The organism is Acholeplasma equirhinis, from assembly GCF_017052655.1.
In the GTDB taxonomy this organism is placed as follows: domain Bacteria; phylum Bacillota_I; class Bacilli_A; order Acholeplasmatales; family Acholeplasmataceae; genus Acholeplasma; species Acholeplasma equirhinis.
The window spans coordinates 18,331-32,688 of sequence record NZ_JAFIDC010000002.1; the positions used below are offsets into that span (position 1 = coordinate 18,331).

The 14,358-nt window shown below is 32.7% G+C and carries 11 protein-coding genes and 4 tRNA genes; 12 read left to right on the plus strand and 3 right to left on the minus strand.

Annotated elements, in window-relative coordinates; genetic code table 11:
* The first annotated feature begins 234 nt into the window (after positions 1-234).
* The 6 genes from JV173_RS06345 to JV173_RS06370 are packed head-to-tail and all read left to right on the plus strand — an operon-like array spanning position 235 to position 6,875.
* Positions 235-2,517 (plus strand): anaerobic ribonucleoside triphosphate reductase, encoded by a 2,283-nt coding sequence (locus JV173_RS06345; RefSeq protein WP_205735471.1) that lies wholly within the window; start codon positions 235-237, stop codon positions 2,515-2,517.
* Positions 2,495-3,007, plus strand: coding sequence for an anaerobic ribonucleoside-triphosphate reductase activating protein (gene nrdG / locus JV173_RS06350; protein WP_205735472.1), 513 nt, complete (start codon positions 2,495-2,497; stop codon positions 3,005-3,007). Before JV173_RS06345 ends, nrdG begins: the two co-directional genes overlap by 23 nt.
* Positions 3,008-3,028: 21 nt before the next feature.
* Positions 3,029-3,400, plus strand: coding sequence for a class Ib ribonucleoside-diphosphate reductase assembly flavoprotein NrdI (gene nrdI, locus JV173_RS06355; RefSeq protein WP_205735473.1), 372 nt, complete (start codon positions 3,029-3,031; stop codon positions 3,398-3,400).
* A gap of 4 nt (positions 3,401-3,404) precedes the next feature.
* The gene (nrdE, locus tag JV173_RS06360; RefSeq protein ID WP_205735474.1) at positions 3,405-5,507 is read left to right on the plus strand and encodes a class 1b ribonucleoside-diphosphate reductase subunit alpha; all 2,103 of its coding nucleotides are present in this window, start codon (positions 3,405-3,407) and stop codon (positions 5,505-5,507) included.
* A 10-nt stretch (positions 5,508-5,517) separates the two neighbouring features.
* Complete coding sequence (gene nrdF / locus JV173_RS06365; RefSeq protein WP_205735475.1) at positions 5,518-6,618, plus strand: class 1b ribonucleoside-diphosphate reductase subunit beta; 1,101 nt, start codon at positions 5,518-5,520, stop codon at positions 6,616-6,618.
* Positions 6,615-6,875 carry a glutaredoxin family protein gene (locus JV173_RS06370; protein ID WP_205735476.1) on the plus strand — a complete coding sequence of 87 codons (261 nt, stop codon included), beginning with the start codon at positions 6,615-6,617 and terminating at the stop codon, positions 6,873-6,875. The genes nrdF and JV173_RS06370 overlap by 4 nt, the downstream gene beginning before the upstream one ends.
* A gap of 47 nt (positions 6,876-6,922) precedes the next feature.
* Here the strand turns inward: JV173_RS06370 and JV173_RS06375 are convergent, their stop codons facing one another.
* The 3 genes from JV173_RS06375 to JV173_RS06385 all read right to left on the minus strand — a co-directional run bounded on the left by JV173_RS06375 (position 6,923) and on the right by JV173_RS06385 (position 10,469).
* A complete protein-coding gene (locus tag JV173_RS06375) occupies positions 6,923-9,127 on the minus strand; it encodes a glycoside hydrolase family 18 protein (protein ID WP_205735477.1) in 2,205 nt (734 codons plus the stop codon).
* 146 nt (positions 9,128-9,273) lie between these two features.
* Positions 9,274-9,348: transfer RNA gene (locus JV173_RS06380), tRNA-Trp, on the minus strand.
* 59 nt (positions 9,349-9,407) lie between these two features.
* Positions 9,408-10,469 carry a hypothetical protein gene (locus JV173_RS06385; protein WP_205735478.1) on the minus strand — a complete coding sequence of 354 codons (1,062 nt, stop codon included), beginning with the start codon at positions 10,467-10,469 and terminating at the stop codon, positions 9,408-9,410.
* A 130-nt stretch (positions 10,470-10,599) separates the two neighbouring features.
* On the opposite strand from JV173_RS06385, the gene JV173_RS06390 reads away from it, so the two are divergent.
* The 6 genes from JV173_RS06390 to JV173_RS06415 all read left to right on the plus strand — a co-directional run bounded on the left by JV173_RS06390 (position 10,600) and on the right by JV173_RS06415 (position 14,334).
* Positions 10,600-10,675 (plus strand) — tRNA-His (locus tag JV173_RS06390).
* 23 nt (positions 10,676-10,698) lie between these two features.
* Positions 10,699-10,773, plus strand: a tRNA-Gln gene (locus JV173_RS06395).
* Positions 10,774-10,802: 29 nt separating this feature from the next.
* Positions 10,803-10,886 (plus strand) — tRNA-Leu (locus JV173_RS06400).
* Between the two features lie 181 nt (positions 10,887-11,067).
* On the plus strand, positions 11,068-13,071 hold the full coding sequence (locus tag JV173_RS06405; protein WP_205735479.1) for an InlB B-repeat-containing protein: 2,004 nt from the start codon (positions 11,068-11,070) through the stop codon (positions 13,069-13,071).
* Positions 13,072-13,283: 212 nt separating this feature from the next.
* A complete protein-coding gene (locus JV173_RS06410; RefSeq protein ID WP_205735480.1) occupies positions 13,284-13,757 on the plus strand; it encodes a putative immunity protein in 474 nt (157 codons plus the stop codon).
* 28 nt (positions 13,758-13,785) lie between these two features.
* A complete protein-coding gene (locus JV173_RS06415) occupies positions 13,786-14,334 on the plus strand; it encodes a hypothetical protein (protein WP_205735481.1) in 549 nt (182 codons plus the stop codon).
* Positions 14,335-14,358: the final 24 nt, after the last annotated feature.

A 14,358-nucleotide genomic window follows, 5' to 3' on the forward strand; every position in this document is an offset into this window, starting at 1 on the left:
AAAAATTGAATGATTTATGAAAACTAAAATGTAAGTGTTTTTGCATGAAAAATCATGTAAGCATTTACATTTTTCTTTTGGTTGCAAATAACTTTACACTACCATATAATGGTAATACTCACAAACCTGGATATTGAAATTGATTAAATTTAATTGTTTTTTAATTAATGGATCAGTACGTCCAGATGGTGATTAGTCTCTCTAAACAATGTGTGAAAAGGAAAGGGATTTATCATGATAACAAAGATTAAAAAACGTGATGGAAGAATCGTAAGATTCAATCCAGAAAAGATTAATGAGGCGGTCACAAAGGCATTTTTAGCAACCGATCGTGGTTCTAAAAAGGCAGATGATGTGACCACAGAGGTACTAAACTCACTTGAACAAAAGTTTAAGAATAACGTACCCACTGTAGAGGACATTCAAGATGAAGTTGAACGTGCACTCATTAGACTTAACTTCTCAGATGTTGCAAAAGCTTACATTCTCTATCGTGAAGAGAGAAGTAAGGTTAGAGATCGAAACACCAGACTAATGCGTACATATCATGATATTGCATTTTCTAAGTCAACAGAGAGTGACTTGAAACGAGAAAATGCCAATATCAATGGTGATACACCGATGGGGGCGATGTTAAAGTACGGCAGTGAAGGCGCGAAGGAATTTAATAAGATGTTTGTCTTAAATCCACGTCATGCAAAAGCGCATGATGAAGGATTAATTCACATTCATGATTTAGACTTCTTAACCTTGACCTTAACTTGTTGTCAAATTGATTTAGATAACCTCTTTAATGGTGGTTTCCAAACTGGACACGGCTCATTAAGAGAACCGCAAGATATCAAAACATATGCAGCACTTGCATGTATTGCGATTCAATCCAATCAAAATGATCAACATGGCGGCCAATCTGTTCCTAAGTTTGATTATGATATGGCAAAAGGTGTCAAAAAAACATATATCAGACACTATAGAAACAACTTATCAAAGGCTTTCGAGTTAAATAATATTTTCTTAGAGAGCAATGAACTTTTAGAACGTATCAAAAAAGATACAGGCATTGTACCTGAACTCTACAACCGTTCAATTGACAAGGAGATTCAAAAGTTCATTGACCATGATGTAACTAAACTTCTAGATTTTGTTACCAAAGAAACAACAAGAGAAACAATTAAAGATACCTATCAAGCTATGGAAAGCTTGATTCATAATTTAAATACCATGCACTCAAGAGCAGGCGCACAAGTACCGTTCTCATCACTAAATTACGGTACCGATACATCTCATGAAGGTAGACTTGTTATTGAATCTATCCTAAAGGCTACTCAAGCAGGTTTAGGTCAAGGTGAAACGCCAATTTTCCCAATCCAAATCTTTAAACTTAAAAAAGGTGTGAGCTTTGAAAAGGGAGACCCTAATTATGACCTATTCCAATTAGCAATGGAAACAAGTGCGAAAAGATTGTTCCCTAACTTCTCATTCTTAGATGCACCCTTTAATAAAAAGTACTATAAGGAAGGCAATCCAAATACAGAGATTGCATATATGGGTTGTCGAACAAGAGTTATCGCGAACGTATTTGATCCAGAAAATGAAGTTGTTACTGGACGTGGTAATTTAAGTTTTACATCGATTAACCTTCCAAGAATTGCACTTTTATCTAAGAATCAAGAAGAATTCTTCAAAGAACTCGATCATACCATGGATTTAGTTATTGAACAATTGTTAGAAAGATTTGATATCCAAAAACAACTTCATGTGTATAACTTCCCATTCTTAATGGGACAAGGCGTATGGATTAATTCAAACAAACTTAAGATTCATGAAACCATTGAACAAGTGATTAAACATGGTACCTTAAGTGTCGGATTCATCGGTCTTGCAGAGAGTCTTAAAGTTTTAATTGGTAAACACCATGGTGAAGATGTGGAGGCTCAAAAGTTAGGCTTAAAGATTGTTAAATTTATGCGATCAAAAGTTGATAAGAAAGCTGAAGAAATGAAATTAAACTTCTCACTGATCGCAACCCCAGCTGAAGGTCTATCTGGAAGATTTGTTAACATTGATAAGAAGAAGTTTGGCATCATTGAAGGTATTACCGACCATGATTTCTATACAAACTCATTCCATATACCAGTTTATTATCCAATCGAAGCATATAAGAAGATAGATATTGAAGCACCTTATCATGAATTAACAAATGGTGGTCATATAACCTATATTGAACTTGATGGAGATCCTCAAAAGAACATTAAAGCTTTTGAAACAATTATCAAGTATATGGCAGAAAAAGGCATTGGTTATGGTTCAATTAATCACGCTGTTGATTTTGACCCAGTTTGTAAGTATGTTGGTATCATTAATGATTTTTGTCCAAAATGTGGCAGAAAAGAAACACCTGATCAACCATTTGATCGTATTAGAAGAATTACTGGTTACTTAGTTGGAACACTTGATCGATTCAATGACGCAAAGAGAAAAGAAGTGAGTGAACGTGTTAAACACTTCAGAGCTTAAACTTCGAATTAACAATATCATTGATGAATCGATTGTAGATGGTGAAGGTGTTAGACTTGTTGTCTTTACTCAAGGGTGCAAATTAAGATGTCCAATGTGCCATAATCCACTCACCCATGATTTAGAAGGTGGCGTAGAAATTGATTTGAAATCAATTCAGGAAAGATGGCGAAAAAATCCACTCCTATCAGGGATTACAGTTTCTGGTGGTGAGCCCTTCTTACAACCTAGAGCAGTTTTTGAACTCGTTAAACTTGCTAAAGCAGATAACCTAGATGTTACTGTCTATAGCGGATATACATACGAAGTACTTCGAGCAAGAAATTGTCCGGATACGGACCTTATTTTAAAAACTGCGGATATCTTAATTGATGGACCATTCATCCATCAATTAAAAAACTTAAACCTACTTTGGAAGGGAAGTAGTAATCAAAGAGTGATTGACCTTAAAAAGACAATAGCATCTGATGAGGTTGTTACGATTCATTAATTATTAAGGAAGGTGTCAAAAGTGTTTGTAGTATTTGATAGTTTAACTGGACAAACAAAAAGGTTTGCTCAAAATTTAGGGTATCCTTCAGTCCATATTAAACTTTATGAAGGAAAACCCGAACGTGACATTTTCTTAGTAACTAGAAATATTAATTTTGGATCCATACCTGAAACAACAAAATCTTTTCTTGATCAGTATAAAGATAGAGTTGTTGGTGTTGCAGTATCTGGAAATAAAAATTGGGGTGAGAATTTCGGACGTGCAGGAGATTTAATCGAAGCACAATACGGTATTCCACTGGTATTAAAATTTGAGGGGTCCGGTTTTAAACAAGATGTTGCATTTGTTAAAAACTGGTTAATAGAAAAAGAAGAGAGAAAAGAGGATTAAGCATATGAATCAAAGAAAAGATATCATTCCTGAGTGGATTATCTTAAATAACCAAATCACAGACGAGAACGGTCAAATTCGTGATATTGAAAAAGACAAAGCAGCAGCCAAGAGTTACTTTTTAAATGAGATCAATAGAAGAACTCAATTTTTCCATTCACTAGAGGAAAAATTAGAATATCTTGTTGAAAATAATTATTATGAAAAAGAATTCTTATCAAAATATACAATGGAACAAATTCAAACCGTTTATGATATCGCATATGCTGCGAAGTTCCGTTTCCCAACTTATATGGGGGCATTTAAGTTTTATAACGACTATGCGTTAAAGAGTAGAGATGGTAAGAACTTCCTTGAACGATATGAAGACAGATTAGCTGTTAACGCACTTTACCATGCAAATGGTGATTTTGATAAAGCACGTCAATTAATCCGTTCATTAATTGCTCAAGATTTTACACCAGCAACACCTACCCTTCTAAATACCGGTAAGAAGATGAGAGGCGAATTTGTATCGTGTTTCTTACTTGAAGCTGGTGACTCATTAAATGACATTTCAAGAATTTCAGAATTTTCTATGCAACTTTCAAAAGTTGGTGGTGGGGTTTCAATTAACCTATCAAATCTTCGTGCAAAAGGTGAAGCGATTAAAGGTATTCCAAACGTCTCTAAAGGTGTTGTTGGGGTTGCAAAACTTCTAGATAACAACTTCCGATATGCTGACCAAATGGGGCAAAGAACTGGTGCTGGAGCCGTTTACCTTAATATCTTCCATGCGGATATTGAAGATTTCTTATCAACTAAGAAATTAAATGCAGATGATGATATCCGTGTTAAAACACTCTCAATGGGTGTTGTAATCCCTGATAAGTTTGTTGAACTTGCAAGAGAAAACAAAGACATGTTTGTTTTCTACCCACATACTGTTTACCAAGAATATGGCATTGACTTTGCAGATGTTTCAATTGATATGAATAAATGGTATGACATCCTAGCAGATAATCCAAATGTTCGTAAACGTAAAGTAAATCCAAGAAAATTATTGGATATGATTGCATCACTTCAAGGTGAATCTGGATACCCTTATATCATGTTCTCAGATAATGTGAATAAAGCTAATCCACTTGATATGCCAGTTAAATTCTCAAACCTATGTACAGAAATTCTACAACCAACCGTGACTTCACACTATGGTGATTACGGTGCAAATGCCGACGACGTTGGTATGGATATTTCATGTAACTTAGCATCAGGTCATATGGGTAATATGATCAAACACAACACAATTAAAGAAACTGTATTTGCAGCAATGGACGTTATGAACTCAGTTTCAGCAAATACAGATATCAAACATGTACCAGCTGTTGCAAAAGCAAACAGACTTAACCGTTCAGTTGGTTTTGGTATTATGGGACATCACGGTTTCATCGCTGAAAACTACATTTTATATGGTAGCGATGAAAACCTAGATTTAATTGATGTATTCTTTAATATGGTTAATTACTATTCACTTCAACATTCAATGTTAAAAGCTAAAGAAACTGGTGAAAAGTTCTATCGTTTTGAAAAGAGTAAATATGCGGATGGTTCATACTTTGATGGTCGTGGTCAAATCTTACCAAAGACTGATAAAGTTAAAGAAATCTTTAAAGATATTTACATTCCAACAGATAACGACTGGCTACAATTAAAAGAAGATGTGTTGACTTATGGCTTATATAACTCTCACCGTCTTGCGATTGCACCAAATGGTTCAATTGGTTATGTAATGTCAGCAACACCTTCATTAACTCCGATCAAACAGTTAGTTGAAGAAAGAACTTATGGTAATTCAAAAACTTACTACCCAATGCCTGCAGTAGATAAAGCTGCATTCATGTATGAAACAGCTTATCGTATGGATAACTTTAAAGTTATTGATGTCATTGCTATGGCTCAAAAACACGTTGACCAAGGTATCTCATTTGAATTATGTATCACATCAGATATCACAACAAGAGAACTTCAAAAATACTATCTATATGCACACTACCAAGGTATTAAAACTTTATACTACACACGTACTCAAAAATTAAAAATTGAAGAATGTGAATCTTGCGCAGTCTAAGGAGGACATGATGGCAACAAAACCAAATAAAAAGAATCCAGTGGTAGAAGAAATTCTATATAATGGTGCCAACTGGAATGAAATGGAAGATGAGTTTACTCAATCCTTCTATGAACAAAACCTATCTCAATTTTGGCGTCCTGAAGACATTTCCTTACAACCGGACTTGAATGTATGGCATGTATTAAGTGATGAGATGAAATTAGCATATGCTAGAAACTTACTTGTCTTAACATTCCTTGATACACACCAAGGTGATATCGGAATGCCTGTTGTCTCACGTTCACTTGATGATCATTTCCATCAAAGAAAAGCAGTTATTAATTTCATGGCTGCGATGGAAAATGCAGTACATGCTAAAAGTTATTCAAATATCTTTATGACTTATATGACAACACCTGAAATTGATGAACTCTTTAGATGGGGTGAGTCACATAAAAACTTACAACAAATCATGAAAATGATTGTTGGTTATTATAAAGAACTTGATCGATTTAATTATTTAAAGCGATTCGAAGAATTCTCACCAAACTATAAAGAACTTGATTTCAATATTGCACAATGGAAAGCAATGGTTGCATCTGTTTTCCTTGAAACCTGGTTATTCTATTCAGGATTCTATTACCCACTATTCTTTTATGGTCAAGGTAAATTGATGCAAGCAGGTGAAATCATTAACTTAATCTTAAGAGATGAATCGATTCACGGTCTTTACGTAGGTAGACTTGCTCAAGAGATTTATGAAACATTTGATAATGAAACTCAAGATCAACTTCAAGAGTGGTTGTATAAGTTCTTACTTGAACTCTATCACGAACAAAATGAGCTTGTAGAATCAATTTATGATTCAGTTGACCTTTCTCACGATGTTAAGATATTCGTGCGTTATAACGCAAATAAAGCATTAATGAACTTAGGTTTTGACCCTTACTTTGAACAAGAAGAAGTAAATCCAGTTGTCTTAAATGGTTTAAATACAGAAACGAAGACAATGGATAACTTCTCAATGAAGGGTAATGGTTATCAAAAGATGAAGAGTGAAATGCTTAAAGACCAAGACTTTTTCTTTGAGAGTGAAAAAATCATTACTTTTGGAGGTAAGAAAAAATGAGTGTAATTCTTTTAACTAAAAATGATTGCCCACAATGTGCAGCATTAAAAATGTTTTTAAAGTTTGGACTGAATGATAAATATGCATCAGATATTAAAATTGTAAATAAAGAAACGGATACTGAAGAGTTTGAAAAACTCACATCAAAATACGGTATTCTTAATTTACCAACAATGATTGCAGCTGATGAAGTTCTAACAAGAACTCAACCTACACCAGTTGTTCAATTCTTAGAAAAACACGTAGGAAAGAAATGAAATAAAAAAACAAAGGCAAGAAAATTTCTTGCCTTTTTTGTTCTTTGTTATGATTTATTTAATGCACTACCCATTGCTGCAAGTAGTATACCTGATGTATCAGTTCCATATTCCCAGAACATGAGTCCACCAAGTCCTTTAGCAAGGATGTATTCACCTTTATCTTGAATTGATCTTGGTGAGTCATATGATACGAATTCAGTACCTAGCGTATTCACGATGTATGGTACTTTTGCTACGGTGTCATAAATCTTTAAGTAATTATCATTTGATAAATAGTTTGAGATTAAGACATCGTAGAATACAGAACCTGCAGATACCCATGAACCATATACACCTGTTGATGAATTATAAGTTCTTGTTTGTTTAACACCATAGAATGCTAAACCAAAGATAAGTTTTGAATTTTGAACACCATATCCGTTAAAGATTGGTACAGATTCATCTATTGATGCGGTTGCTGCTGAACGAGCGACTTTGAATTCTGCATGATGGAATGTTGATTGTTTGTAAAGTGGATTTTGGTAACTACCACCAGATGAAGCCATGGAATAAGTCATCACGTTAATATAATCAATATATTGTTTAGAATTTGTTAAGTCATAACGTGGTGGTTGCCATTGACCTCCAGTGATTGCTGTTGTTACTAAATGATGTGGATTATTTGCCTTAACTTTTTGATATACAACAGTCATTAAAGCAGTATAAAGGGTTGCTTCACTTGGTGTTGGTGTTTCCCAGTCGATATCCACACCATCAAATCCATAAGCGTTGATCATATTTACAATTTGATTTGCAAAGTTTTCAATTCTTGCTGAAGTTAATACAATATTACTCCATTGAGATTCTGGTGCAACCGAGAAGATTACCCAGTTACCATATGTTCTTGCTTTAGGGAAGATATGTGTTTGGATATTATTTAAAACAGCAGGACCAGATAAATTACCATTTGAATCAGCTGTAATGAAAGCTGTGTTAATAATATCAAGTGTTTCAAAGAACGCATCATTGACAGCATCATAGTTTCTATATATATAACTTGATGCAATCGGTATTTGAAGCGATTTCTTGAATAAGACATTAATTTCATAAGTTCTTGTAAGTTCACCTGAATCACTTGTGATATGTGCAGTTAAAACGACTTTCTTATCACCATAAGAAACATGGAATGTACCATCATTTTCAATTACATTAGTATTAGAAGAAGACCAGGTAATTTGATAAGAACTAAATGATAAAGGAAGTTTAATACTCTTATCAGTGTATGATGGAATAATTGAATTTAGATATTGATCAAGTGCTGTCATACTTGCTCCCTCCCAAAGAGCTTGTAGGGTTACGACGTTCTTGTGGTCGGATGCTTTCATTGGAATGAATGTTTCATGTGTTGTTTCTCCATCAAACCAACCTTTAAATTCAAAATTCTTTCTATAAATTTCTGGTAATATAGTTTCTTCATCAATTACTAAACTAAAGGTATCTTCATCAGGCATCGGTTTATAGAAATTAACAGTTAAATCTCCACCAGTATATTCATTTAAATCTGTATCAAAATCAACAAGATATCCAATAGTTTCGTTTGAGAAGAAGTTTCTTAATTCTTCATTATTTTCAAAATCAACATTTTGATGATAAGTTGCAAGAATGAAATCATAATCTGGTAAATTTAAATGCTCAATAAGTTTGAGTGCAGGATCTCCATAAACAACTTCATATAAATCCAAATCAACATTGTATTTAATAAATAATTTATAGTTCCAACGTAGGCCATTATCTCTTTTAGGAATAATTGTGTAGTTATTTGAATTAAGCGCATTGAAATCTTTAAAGGTAAAGGATTTAAATGCCTCAGTTTGGGCAATAACATCTTTCGTATATTGACCACCTGCAGGATTAAATTTAACAAGTACAGGTAAGGTTTCATTTGCCTCAACGAATCTATCTGCGAAAAATTCTAAAGTAACAATTTTTCCTTGAGTAGAATATTCATTTGATTCAACAATCGAATCATTAATTTTAAAAGCTGGAATTGAATTCAAAGATGTAAAATCAATTTTTAATCTAAACTTTTCATATAAAACCTCTAAATCAAAAGAAACACCAGAAGTACTTGTCGTAACTTCGCGTGTTTTTAAATCAAGAGATATATTTAGATATGTTGTTGGTTCGTCATCTTCAATAATGATTGGATCCTGACAAGCAGCAATCAATAAGATGCTAAACAACAGCATTAAGGTAAATAGTTTTTTCATAATGTAACCCCTATCATTGGTGTTTTCTGGATATAGTTTACTATATAATTCCAAAAAGTTTAATGATTGCGAACAATATTTTCAAATTTTATAATTAATCACACAAATAAAAAACACCACTTACGTGATGTTTATAATTGCTAGAATGGCGGGGACAGCAGGATTCGAACCCACACAGGCGGTTTTGGAGACCGTAGTGCTACCGTTGACACCATGTCCCCCAGTCAGCCTTTATAGTATAGCAAAAAAAGAATTACTTTTCAAGTAAGAAAAAGAGCGATTATTTATCATCGCTCTTTGGTTCAATGTCACTGAATAACTGTTCTTCTTTAGGTCTTGGTGTATCTACGATTTCAGGTGTTGCTAGTTTTGGTCTTTTAGCTCTAATTGAAGCCATAACATTCTTATGGAAGAACCAGAAGTATGGGATCACTAAGAATAAGACAATATAAATACCATAAACCCACACATATACTGACCAATATGCTGATAAATCAACTGGATGATATTTTGTAACAATATTGTAAGTTTCAATATCGGTTTCAGTTAATCTTAAACTTTCTAATTTCTTTGAAATATTGAAAGTTTCAGCTTTTAAATTAAGGTTTGTATGTTTAACCAGTGGTTGATCTCCACCTAAGTCAAGATTTCCATCTGTTAATTGATAGATTATAGTTTCAACAAGTTCACCATCAACCTCAGTATAGGCTGTAAATTCAATTGATACAATATCATATTCGTTTGGTGCTTCGAATTCTGAGTGTTTTGCCTCATAGAAATTTGAATTCAATAGATAAGTTGTTGTAGCTAATCTATTATAAACATCTGTTGGGTTTGTATAGATGTTGAACTCAGGAACACTGTATTTTTTATCTTCAACAGTTAATGTGTTTGATTTTTTGATAAGTTTTTGTTCAGGATCGTTCACATTAATTGCCACAATCGACAATGCATAATATGTAACATCCTTACTATATTCATCTAGCACAATATAGAAGCCATCATCCCAAACTGGTGCATTTGGATTTTGATAAGTTGAGATAAAAGGATAAATACTGAATTTGATTTTAAATTTATCATCAATATTTTCTCCGGTTGTATCATAATAAATACTATCGTCTTGATTTTTAATTGGGGTACTTGAATAATAAGTACCCATTGCAGCATTTAAATGCGCAATACCATCAAAAATATCGTAGTTTTCATTTTTAATAAATTTAGATATATTATCTTCAACATAGAATAATCTTTGAATGCCACCGACACCTCTATATTCATATTCGACAGTTGAAACAATTAGTAATACGAGAATAAAATAAAGGATTCTTCCAATCCATTTCATGTATGCTACACATCCTTTCTATATTATCTTACCAAATAAAAAATTAATTTTTAACAAAAAACTTATTTTACTACTTTTTAAACTTTACAAATGGAAAAATGTTGGTATAATATAACTTGCGTTGAGTATGGCGGTCGTGGCGAAGTGGTTAACGCATCGGCTTGTGGCGCCGACACTCGAGGGTTCGATTCCCTTCGGCCGCCCCACTTTTTACTCAATCACGAAAGATAGGCCCATAGCCAAGCGGTAAGGCAACGGACTTTGACTCCGTCACTCGTAGGTTCAAATCCTGCTGGGCCTGCCATCTTTTTTTTAAAGGTTTAAATATAGGTTGCGGGTGTGGCGAAACTGGCAGACGCACTAGACTTAGGATCTAGCGCCCTAGGCGTGCAGGTTCAACTCCTGTCACCCGCACCACATAAGATAAAATGGCTCGATACAACAGTATCGAGCTTTTGTTTTATGACTAATGATTATACTTACTTTAAATTCTTATAAATTAATAAGATTATGACGTTTATTAAGTTTTTTGATATATATAAGTATTGAGAGTATAATTAAAAGTAAATAAAATTATTTATATATAAAGGGGATATAGATGAAAAAACTTATTTGGTTTATATTATCATTTGCATTTGTTTTAGGTTTAGTTGCCTGTAGCGACAGTACTATATCAGAAGACAAGTTCTTTACAGTTACATTTGATGTTCAAGGGGGAACAGATGTACAAAGTATTGAAGTTAAAGAAGGTTCTTCAATCACATTAACAAATTATTCCACTACAAAGAGTGGATTTGATTTTGATGGTTGGGCTCTATCTATTAATGGACAATTACTGACAGGCAGTTATAAAGTAACAGCAAATGTAACTTTATACGCAAAATTCACACAACAAGTCGAAAGTTATCAAATTTCATTTTATGATGAAGAAGGCACACTTTTAACTACGAAGACGGTAGCTGAGGGGGTAACACCATCATATAATTATAATCCTTCTGATACTGATGAATGGGATTATACTTTTGAAGGATGGAAAGAATCACAATTATCAAGTACAGTTTTAACATCATTACCTGCAGCAACAGATAATGCATCATATTATGCAGCTGTAACAGCAACAAAAAAACAATATACACTAACATTCATAACCAACGGTGGAAGTACGATTAATACGATTACAGTCGATTACGGAACAGAAGTTTCTGCACCGACAAATCCTATCAAAGAGGGATTCAATTTTGTATCTTGGACAACAGATGCTGCATTAAACAATGCAGCAACTTGGCCATTTACTGTACAAAGTAATGTAACATTTTATGCTGCATGGAATGAAAAAATAAAATTAGGAACCTACTTACAAGCACTATTAAATTCATATCAATATGACATAATGGACTTCATCCCTACAAAGATGCAACCAGGTGAAGTGTTGGTAAATGCATCTCAAACTACACTTGATTTTACCAATTTCGTTAATCTTTCAGATATTCCAAACGGTTATGGTGAACAATGGCAAATGGTATTAGATAATTTAGAACAAACAAAATCATTTACACAAATATTAAGTGTTGTAGATAGTTTGTCTATATCAGCAGTAACTGTATTTAATAATTACATAGATTCAAATCCATCCGATGTAAATAACTTCACATTCACATCAGGTATTTATAATATAACTATTAAATATGAAGATGATGTTATATTTCTAGTCATTGATTTTACAGCTAATATTCCAGGGTTTGGTAATCAAACAGCACAAATCATGTTGAATTATAATATTAGTAATCAAGAAAAAGAAGGTAGAATTCAAATTGGTGACGCTAACGCGTTAAGATATGTTATTACAGAAGATTCATATACTTTTGCAATTCGCTACTTAGGAATTAGAAGAGCATATTTCAATATTAAAGAAAACCACGATGGTTCAGTTGAAGGTGCAATATTTGAATTTTTAGGCATAGATAATGGCATATCTACAAGTAGTGCTGCTCAGTTCTATATTACAGATGACTACGTTTCAGTGGTTGGCAATAAAGCGAGTGGAATCATTGGTTTTACTAGCACAATTAATGAATTATATAATCCATCGACAGGTAAATTGCTAGGATATGAAATTAGGGAAACTGTGAGCTCAATTACTTATAATACGCTTTGGTTTAATTTGAGTGATCAAACAGGTATTACATCGATTAAAAAAATTGACCAAGCAAATGGAAGTAATCCAAATTCCATTTATGTTAATGGCAGTGCAACATTATTTGCATCCAAAACCGTTGGAGGGTTAAGTCTTAAGAGTTTCTCAAGAAGATACGATATTGAATTTAGAAAACAATATGTATATTACCTTGATGGTGCAGAACTAACAAGAGCTGAAATTGAAGTGCCAATGCTATTTGTACAAGCAGAACAATACGCATCACTCGTTACTGACGTTAAATCCAACAATGCAAATCTCTCCACATTTAACATGACAGTCAGTACCTCAACTAAATCAAAGATTGAAGCAGATTATTCAACAATGATTGATATCTTCATTACAAACAAAGAGAGTATCAAAGTTGAAGATATCATTGGATTTATCGGAAATAAATATACACACTAATTAAATATTTTATATTGATTAAAGGACGATATTTTACATGTTATATGTAATCTATTGTCCTTTTTCTTTTTCCTTAGATTAAATTTCCAACTATGCTGGTCATCTTATTCTTATACTAGGATACAGTAAATGCAAATATTGTTCTATCGATTAAATTGAAGGTAAAATGAGTATATTGAAATAAGTTTGAATATTTTTAAAGTGGTATTTAAATGGATATTTATGCATATCAAAGACTTATTGGAAAAATCGAAGATGATAAAAATCTGAGAGATGAATTCATTCATCTATTTGATTTAAGAACAAAAGAACAAATCGCGAGATTTGGTCTTTCTTATGCTAATCATATTTGTAAATTAGTTCAAATTAAACCTTTTGGTTTATTAAAAGATGCTTTAGATGCGGTAAGTGAGTGGCTTGAAGGGAAAACTAGTTACCATAAAGCTAGAAATATCACTTTAAAGCATATTTTTTCAGATATTAAGATAGAAGTAGATATTGTAAAAAGAAAGTTTTTAAAGACTATGTCTCAAATTACTTGTATCCCTCATGTAAAAGCACATGGACTATGGGCTACAGATATGGCAATCACTTTAATCAATGCATTATATCCAAACGATTTAGATAAAGTTAAATTAGAAAGAAAGTATCAAATTGAATTACTATCTAATATAAAAACATTATAAATACTGCAGTATATATATCATTTCATGTATGTTAAATAAAGTTCTATTGTATATAGGACTTTTATTAAGTTTACTTTCAGCATGTAGTGATAGTGTGTATACCTATGTTGAACAAGAAAATGATAATCCACCAATTTCACTAGATGATACACCTAAACCACACCCTGCTGTATATAAAGAACTTAAGACTTATCGGTTTATTACCACATATGAAGAACTGATGGATTTAAATCATGTAACTGGCTTCGAGCAGTTTGATCCTGTGTTTTTCATTGATCAAAATCTAGTCGTAATTTATTTTTATATTAATGGACAAGAATATAATGTGGAACTTAATGAGTATAAATATCATGACACTGATAAGATACTATCGGTTCAAATAGATATTGATTCACCAGGACATTTTGTACCTCACGATGAGAATATATACCAATTAACTTTATTCGCAACTGGTTTAAAAGATGAAGAAGTTAAGAAAGTCTATTTTATTGTATATAATAGACAACTTGATCAGTATCATTCTGTTTACTACAATACGTCCAGATTTACTTTTGAAGATTATCAAATGCCGGAATAATAAAAACTACATAAATTAGCTAAA

What these genes read in the sequence shown, in the direction of transcription:
- JV173_RS06345 (WP_205735471.1), top strand. Translation starts at nt 235, where the DNA reads ATGATAACAAAGATTAAAAAACGTGATGGAAGAATCGTAAGATTCAAT.
- nrdE (WP_205735474.1), top strand. Translation starts at nt 3,405, where the DNA reads ATGAATCAAAGAAAAGATATCATTCCTGAGTGGATTATCTTAAATAAC.
- nrdF (WP_205735475.1), top strand. Translation starts at nt 5,518, where the DNA reads ATGGCAACAAAACCAAATAAAAAGAATCCAGTGGTAGAAGAAATTCTA.
- JV173_RS06370 (WP_205735476.1), top strand. Translation starts at nt 6,615, where the DNA reads ATGAGTGTAATTCTTTTAACTAAAAATGATTGCCCACAATGTGCAGCA.
- JV173_RS06375 (WP_205735477.1), bottom strand. Translation starts at nt 9,127, where the DNA reads ATGAAAAAACTATTTACCTTAATGCTGTTGTTTAGCATCTTATTGATT.
- JV173_RS06385 (WP_205735478.1), bottom strand. Translation starts at nt 10,469, where the DNA reads ATGAAATGGATTGGAAGAATCCTTTATTTTATTCTCGTATTACTAATT.
- JV173_RS06405 (WP_205735479.1), top strand. Translation starts at nt 11,068, where the DNA reads ATGAAAAAACTTATTTGGTTTATATTATCATTTGCATTTGTTTTAGGT.
- JV173_RS06410 (WP_205735480.1), top strand. Translation starts at nt 13,284, where the DNA reads ATGGATATTTATGCATATCAAAGACTTATTGGAAAAATCGAAGATGAT.
- JV173_RS06415 (WP_205735481.1), top strand. Translation starts at nt 13,786, where the DNA reads ATGTTAAATAAAGTTCTATTGTATATAGGACTTTTATTAAGTTTACTT.